The 3,022-nt window shown below is 58.7% G+C and carries 2 protein-coding genes; both read left to right on the forward strand.

Annotated elements, in window-relative coordinates; all coding sequences use genetic code 11:
- Positions 1-299, forward strand: a 299-nt coding sequence (locus tag HP546_RS28440) for a hypothetical protein (RefSeq protein WP_172232627.1), incomplete at its 5' end; no start/stop codon positions are given.
- A gap of 4 nt (positions 300-303) precedes the next feature.
- On the forward strand, positions 304-3,022 hold a 2,719-nt coding region (locus HP546_RS28445; RefSeq protein ID WP_172232630.1), incomplete at its 3' end, for a hypothetical protein.

Below are 3,022 nucleotides of genomic sequence, written 5' to 3' on the forward strand. Positions count from 1 at the left end.
AGTTCCAATTGCAGGGCCGCGCCTACGGCACGGACCTGGTGGACGTGGAGTGGAAACTGCCGATTGATGGTACTGGCACGATCGATGGCGAGAAAAACGACCACTACACGCCGCCCTTTGCTGATTCCGACGCGCGTTTCACCCTGATCATCGGCAAATGGGCGCTAGAGGGTTCCGATTTCATCTTCGAAGGCCACCTGCTGCTGCAGCTGCCTTTGTCACAGCATTTTGCAGCCATGCATCGCGCCGCCAGCCCGGCAGGCCTGCGCGTGGCCCCCGCACCGTCGCTTGGAGGTTGAAGCCATGTTCTATTCATTGGAGCAACTGCTTGAAAAAATGAAGCAAGGATCGGTGACGCTTGGCTGGGGCGCAGTCGCGGTGTACAGCCGTCGCCAGCTCAATCGTTTGCTGGAGCAGCAGTATCTGCAACGTCTTGCGGAGAACAACTTTCTTCCACCGTTCAGCGACATACTCAAGCGCAAGGCGGTGGGTCAGACAGTCTCGGTGGAAGGGCTCGAGTTCGGCACGCCGATGTTGTCATTCAGCAGCGCCTCGGTCAGCGACTCCAAGGCCACGCTGACCTTGAACATCATCAGCGGCACGTTGACCTTCAACGGGGAACTGCTGCGCAGCTATGTAATCACCGAAGCGCAGGGGCATTCGCTGACAATGGAGGTCGACCTCCAGACCGTGCGCGGTGAGGTGGCCCCCTATGGTCGGGTCGCGCTGAATCTGGCCAAGGGTGCGAAGTTCACCAGCAAGCTCTTCGATGAGGAGGAGGAAGACAAGGACCACCTCCACCAACAGCTGGACAGGGCATTGGGAGATTGGCTAGGCGCCATGCCAGCGCGCTGCGTGATGTTTGAACTGGGCACGGTGGACTTCGCCGGTTATGACGAGTTGACCCCTACCAACTTCATACTGCGCACCCAAGCGGCCCCCGGGGCACGTATACGAAATGCAGACAATTACGGTGATGGCGCAGTGCTGGTGTTCATGCGCCTGCGTGGCAACGCTACTGATGGCGAACAGCCCGATGGCGCATACCCTTATCTGCTCCCCGAAGGCGACTATTCGGCCACGCTGGTGCTGAACAAGGATTTGTTGAAGTACGCTTCCGCTGAAGGCTTCGAGCTGCTCGCTACCCTGCTGTTTCCGGAACTCAATGCCTTTGTCAAAACGGCAGACCATACGCCGCTGGATCGAGCCCTGTTCGGCAATATAAACCCGTTGCTGATGAGCATGAAGGTAAAGCCGGCCATGGGTACGGTTGTGCCGGCGGGCCAAACGCATCAGTTCGAACTGTACGATGGCGAGGACAAGAAGCAAAAAGCCAGCGCCTGGTCAGCGCTCAATCCACAAAGCCATGACGATAAAGGGCATGGCACGATCAGCGCCGATGGCCTCTACACTGCCCCCGCTGCGGACGAGGTAGGGGAGGATGTGCTGAACGTCATCATCACGGCGGAATTCAAGAAAGGTGACGATACCTACAAGGCCTCTGCTCGCTTGCTGGTGACGTCCGCGGAGGTGCTGGCGATGCCCGTTGCTGGCGCCTATCAGCCCAGGCAGAGTGCAAATGGGATAGATGTGTGGAACGCGGGCAATGATCCGGTCAGATTCCGATTGCTGGGCCAGCCTTTGGGCGAGCTGGCGTATGTGGGAGGCGGGCGATCAAGGTTCGTACCGGGTGGACAAGCCCGGCGGCGAGTCCTTAGTGTGCAGGAACTGCAGGCCGAGTCGGCGGAGCAGAATCGCACTGCTCTCGTTCTGGTTCACAACCAGCCCCTGGTGGCGCTCGACCCACCCTTCGTGCCGAAACAGGCCTTCGGTGGCACCACCCAGCTGCGCGAAGTGAACCGCATCATGCCCAATGAACAGCGGCGCTGGCGAATGTTGTCAGGCCCCGGCAACGTGTCCCCATCGGGGCAGTTCACGGCCTCTACACAAGGCATACAGCAACCCAATGTGGTGGCCTGTGAAGTGGTGCGCAATGGCGTGGTATTCGCATCGGGCTATAGCGTGCTGAAAGAGACGCCGGTAAAGCCACTGAGCAGCTGGGTGGCACTGCAGCGCTTCACCGTCACGGTTGGCAAAAGCCCCGAGGGCGTGCGCGGGACAGTCGGCTCCAGTGGCTTCCAGCAACTGGAAGTCGAGTTCACCGTGGAAACCTTGCAAGCGGATGGCGCGGACTACAAGTTGAGTCCGACAGAAATTGGCACGCTCACGCTTTTCGACCGCGCAGGGCAGAAAGTTGCCAGCCTGTGCGACAACGAGGAAGGAATCGGCAAGGAGTATGGCAATGTCTGGCGTACCAGCCTGACAAAAAACCGGTTCGTATTGGCCAATGAAGGCCCCATGCAATCTGCAACGCCGCGTGGTCCGGAGGACCGGACCATACGCCAGACGCTCCACCTGCACCGCCGCGGAACGTCGGGGTCGCAAGTGTTTTACGCGGGTTTCAAGTCCGCGAGTGGCAGGTGGTTTTATTCCAATGACACGGATCATCGCAACGCCACCATCGAGGTTCAGGTGCGGACACCGGAGCCGTACAAGTCCAGCGATTATACGTTGACTCGCAAGCGTGTGGTTGGTGGTGGTGCAGTTATGGATCCTCCAGGCGTCCCTGTGGACCCGCAACATGAAGCCTTCGACATGCACCCGGTCACTGAAGACTACTGGTTGCTGGACTACCGGAGCGGGACTTTCTATACAGCGGAGTTCATAAAATCCAAGGCGAGTGATGAGGAGGGCGATGTCAACACGTCGATCGCTCGCTGGGAAAGCCCTTACTCGAATGAGCGCTTCTACAGTTACACGGGATATATGTTCCAGAATCATGGCGAGCCGGAACCCACTGCTGTTTCTTTCGATAAACGAATCAAGGACCTGCTGGGGACGGAAGATTACCATCGCCCGGTGCGCTCGGAATACGAAGCGGGGCTGTTGGTGATCGCCAACTACCGAAACATGAATCGTGCGCTGGGTGAGGTTGATCCGAACGTGCTGTCGAAACTGTCCA

It is taken from the genome of Pseudomonas sp. CM25 (assembly GCF_013179705.1).
GTDB lineage: Bacteria > Pseudomonadota > Gammaproteobacteria > Pseudomonadales > Pseudomonadaceae > Aquipseudomonas.